Origin of the sequence: Methylobacterium sp. (assembly GCF_028290105.1) — a bacterium.
Taxonomy (GTDB): domain Bacteria; phylum Pseudomonadota; class Alphaproteobacteria; order Rhizobiales; family Beijerinckiaceae; genus Methylobacterium.
On record NZ_JAQGKL010000295.1, the window covers coordinates 1 to 3,954 of the forward strand.

Genomic DNA, 3,954 nt, shown 5'->3' on the forward strand with positions numbered 1-3,954 from the left:
GGACGGCGAAGCTCGATGGTCTGTGTAGCTGGTCCGAGGCGGAGGACCGGCCCCATATCTTGCTGGCGACTGATAAGATGTCATTCGCCCGACGGCAGATGGATGCAGCGCATGAGCTAGCCCATGCAGTCCTCCATAGAGAAGTTGCGAAGGACGACCTGAAGAAGGATCTCAAGGAGATTGAGAGGCAGGGCTTTCGCCTGGCCAGCGCATTCCTGATGCCATCAACCACCTTTCCACACGAGGTGGGGCGGCCATCGCTTGCGGCGCTCCTTGCCCTAAAGGAACGCTGGCGCGTATCGGTGAAGGCACAGATCAGACGTTTGTCCGACCTCGAAATGATCACAGCCGATCACGCAATCGACCTATATAAGCTGTACTCGGCCAAGGGTTGGAATCGCGAGGAGCCCTTTGATCGACAATGGGAAATTCCGGAACCTCGGAACTTGGCCGACGCGCTGAACGCCGTCATCGGTTCTGGTCTGCGGACGAAGGCTGATTTGCTTGCCGTTGAGTTCACGATGGCGGCGGGCGATATTGAGAACCTGACCAATCTGCCGGCGGGATGGTTTGCCGATAGAGGCAGCGAGGTAGTCCAGCTTAAAACTGAAATGAGCCGTTCTTCGCTGATAATTGAAGGCTCCGGTATTGTTGTTCCGTTCAGCCGCCGATCGAAATCGGGGAGCTGAATACATGATTCAAAACTTACGGATCCAATTTATATGATACGACCATAATTATCATTATAGCGATGTAAATGTAAGGTTGGACTCAGGAGCCAATTCGCACATCATCGGCGTCTGCACTAGGGCAATCGCAAACTCGGTATTGCGTTTGCCGCCACTCGTAGCTGGCTTTGATTCTGGGATCGCACGGACGCAGCGCTATAGATATACTTCAGTATCTCCTCAATCTTGGAACAACAGAAAGCAGAATTTGCTAACATTAGCTAGGGTTAGTAGTCACCCCCATGGGAATCCAACCTAGGTTTGCTCTAAAACGGCGCTTGCAGTCTGAGTGGCTCGATTAAATGAAAAGTGGAATCTCAGCCCGCAAATTATAACCACTACTATCCGCTAATCATCTCGCTGGCGTTCGATGATTTCTTGATAAAAACAGCACTTGATCAGTTCAGAACTTTACACGCTAGGGCATGACACACTTCGGGTTCTGACATTTTACCGAGCTGGTCAAACCGGTGCTGCTGTAAAAAACCTCACCCCCGCGTGCCCCACCGAACCCCCATCCGGCTCGGGGCATTCGCATCCGGCCCAAGCGCCGGCCCACTCCCGCTGCGCGGCACGAAGGGCTTGGGGGCCAGGGTCTCGGGGATCGCGCTCTCGAATTCCTGGACCTTGGCGAACTGGCCCGCCTTGCGGAAGCGCCAGAGGTAGCCCGGCACCACCGCCTCCATGGCGGTCGGCTGCAGGCCGAGGCCTTCCAGGGTGCGGCCCTCGGCCTTGGCGGCCTCCGAGACGACGTTGTCGGTCTGGAGCAGGGTGACCTGGTCGCGGGTGAGTTTGAGCGAATCCGGCAGGAGGCCCAGGGTCAGGGTGTCGACGATCTCCAGGGCGCGGGCCTGGAGCATCGCCGCCGGCTGGGGCAGGCCGAGGACCACGCGCTTGCGCAGCGTCACCTTCAGCATGTAGCGCACCAGCGCGTCGAGGGTCTCGACCTCGGGGCCGCCGAGTTCGTAGACCCGTCCCGCCGGCACGTGGCCCTCCACGGCCCGGGCCACGGCTTCGGCGACGTCGGCCACGTAGACGGGCTGGAAGCGGGATTGCGCCCCCGCCAGCGGCAGCACCGGCAGGGCCCGGGCCAGCGACGCGAAGCGGTTGAAGAAGCTGTCGCCGGGGCCGAAGACCAGCGAGGGGCGCAGGATCACGTGGGGGCCGCCGGCCTCGGCCACCTTCGCCTCGCCGAGCGCCTTGGAGCGGGCGTAGAGCGAGGGGGAGTCCGCATCCGCCCCGATGGCCGAGACGTGGACCAGGGGCGCGCCGACGGCCGCCGCCGCACGGGCGATCTCGCCGGCGCCCTCGGCCTGCAATTGCGAAAAGCTCTGCTTGCCGGTCTCCTGCAGGATGCCCACGAGGTTGACCACAATGTCGGCCCCGTGGACCGCCCGAGCGATGGAATCCGGGTAGCGCAGGTTCGCCTGCACGGCGACGATCTGGTTGACCTTGCCGAGCGGCTGCAGGAACAGCGCGAGGTCCGGCCGGCGCACCGCCACCCGGATCCGGTAGCCGCGCTTGGCCAGCGCCCGCACCACGTGCCGCCCGAGGAAGCCCGACCCGCCGAACACGGTGACGAGCTGGTCGGCGGGGCGGGTCAGGGGGAGGGTCTCGAAGCCGGTCATCGCGCCTTACGTCTCGATCCGGCGGCCCCGTGCCACGACGCGCAACCGTTGCGGTGCGGATCGGGGCCGGTCGCGTCGCCTGTTGCAGCGTCGTCTGTCGCCTGTTGCAGCGTATCTAGAGCAGTTCGTGCGCCGACGGGAGGCCGCCGGCGTGACTTTCGGGGCCCGCTGTCGCGCCGCGATCGTCAGCGCAGACGGGCTTGGGGCTGGGGCCCCGCCACGGGGGTGCGCCGGCTCAGGCCCTTGTGGACATGCACCATCAGGGCGATGCCGAAGAGCGGGGTCAGCAGGTTCAGGACCGGCACAACCATCAGGCCCGCCAGCAGAATTCCCGCCGTGAGGGTCGTGCCGCTGTAGTGCCGGCGCATGTCGCCCGCCTCCGCCATCGGCCGGAACCGCCCGGCGGCGAGCTCGAAATATTCCCGCGACAGCAGGTAGGCGTTGGCCCCGAAGAACGCGACGAGATTCACCCCCGGCACGAAGAACAGGATCAGCGCCACGAGGTTGACGAGCAATGCTAAGCCGGCAAAGCGCACCGCGTACAGCATCGCGGTGCCCAGCGGCAGGGCGATGCCGGGGGGATCGTTGGGGAAGTCGGTGCGCTCGACGATCTCCGCCGCGTCGTCCAGAAAATAGCCGGCTACCAGGATCGACACCGCCGGCATCACGTAGGCCAGCCCCACGAACAGCCCGGCGCCGGCGAAGAACACCGCCAGGGTGTCGAGGAAGGGGTAGTCCACCGAGAGATGGTGCTGCGACAGGAACCAGTTGATCGCCCGCGTCAGCCCGAACCAGACCACGACGAGGATGCCCACCGTGAGCCCGAGCGACTTCCACAGGATCGCGCGCAGAGGCGGTGAGAACACCTGCCGGATGGCGGCGAAGGCGGCCTGGAAGAGCATGCCGGATCTCCTGTGGTCTCGATGTCGTCAGGTCGTGACAGGTCGTGACGCTCCGGCCTGCGTCGCCCCCGCGCGCACCGTGCCCCGGCAGGTTTTGGTGATGCGCGCGCGCGGGCGCAAGGGCGGGAGTGTTTCCGGTTGCGTCCCGCGGACGCTCGGGCGCCCGCGTCGATGCCCGGTGCACCCTGCCCGGGTGTCCCCCCGCGGCGTCCTCTGCTAGGCCCTCGCCCACCCCGAGACAGGACCGAGACCGTCATCCATGAGGACGTCCCGCCCCGCACACGAACGCTGGCGCCCGAGCATCGCGCCGCGCCTGGCGCCCCTGCCCCAGGAGCCCGAGGTGATCGTCGTCGGGGCGGGTGCCGCCGGAATCGCGGCGGCTCGGGGACTCATCGCACGCGGCGTCTCGGTGGCGGTGCTGGAGGCGCGCGACCGGGTCGGCGGGCGGCTGCTCACCGTGCCCTTGCGCGGGCACGCGGTCGATCTCGGCGGGCACTGGCTGCATGCGGGGCCGATCAACCCGCTGGTGCAACTCGGGATTACGCGGGGCGAGCCCCTGCGGGTGGCGGCGCAAGACAGCCATCTCTGGGTCGGGCGCCGGCGCGGTCGTCCGGCGGAGGCGGCGGCCCTGGGGCGGGCCTTCGCGCTGGCCGACCGGGCGATGAGCGCGCAGGCCGCCTGGGCGGGGCCGGACCG

4 protein-coding genes are annotated in these 3,954 nt (G+C 66.0%); 2 read left to right on the forward strand and 2 right to left on the reverse strand.

The genetic code is table 11. The features are described 5' to 3' along the window. The coding region (locus JWQ05_RS19785; RefSeq protein ID WP_299662312.1) for an ImmA/IrrE family metallo-endopeptidase at window positions 1-689 on the forward strand (689 nt) is incomplete at its 5' end. A gap of 527 nt (window positions 690-1,216) precedes the next feature. Here the strand turns inward: JWQ05_RS19785 and JWQ05_RS19790 are convergent. After that, a complete protein-coding gene (locus JWQ05_RS19790) occupies window positions 1,217-2,356 on the reverse strand; it encodes a complex I NDUFA9 subunit family protein (RefSeq protein ID WP_299662315.1) in 1,140 nt (379 codons plus the stop codon). Between the two features lie 185 nt (window positions 2,357-2,541). After that, a complete protein-coding gene (locus tag JWQ05_RS19795) occupies window positions 2,542-3,258 on the reverse strand; it encodes a sulfate transporter family protein (protein ID WP_299662318.1) in 717 nt (238 codons plus the stop codon). A 259-nt stretch (window positions 3,259-3,517) separates the two neighbouring features. Between JWQ05_RS19795 and JWQ05_RS19800 the strand changes: the two genes are divergently transcribed. After that, window positions 3,518-3,954 (forward strand): FAD-dependent oxidoreductase (locus JWQ05_RS19800; protein WP_299662320.1); only part of this gene is annotated, 437 nt, incomplete at its 3' end.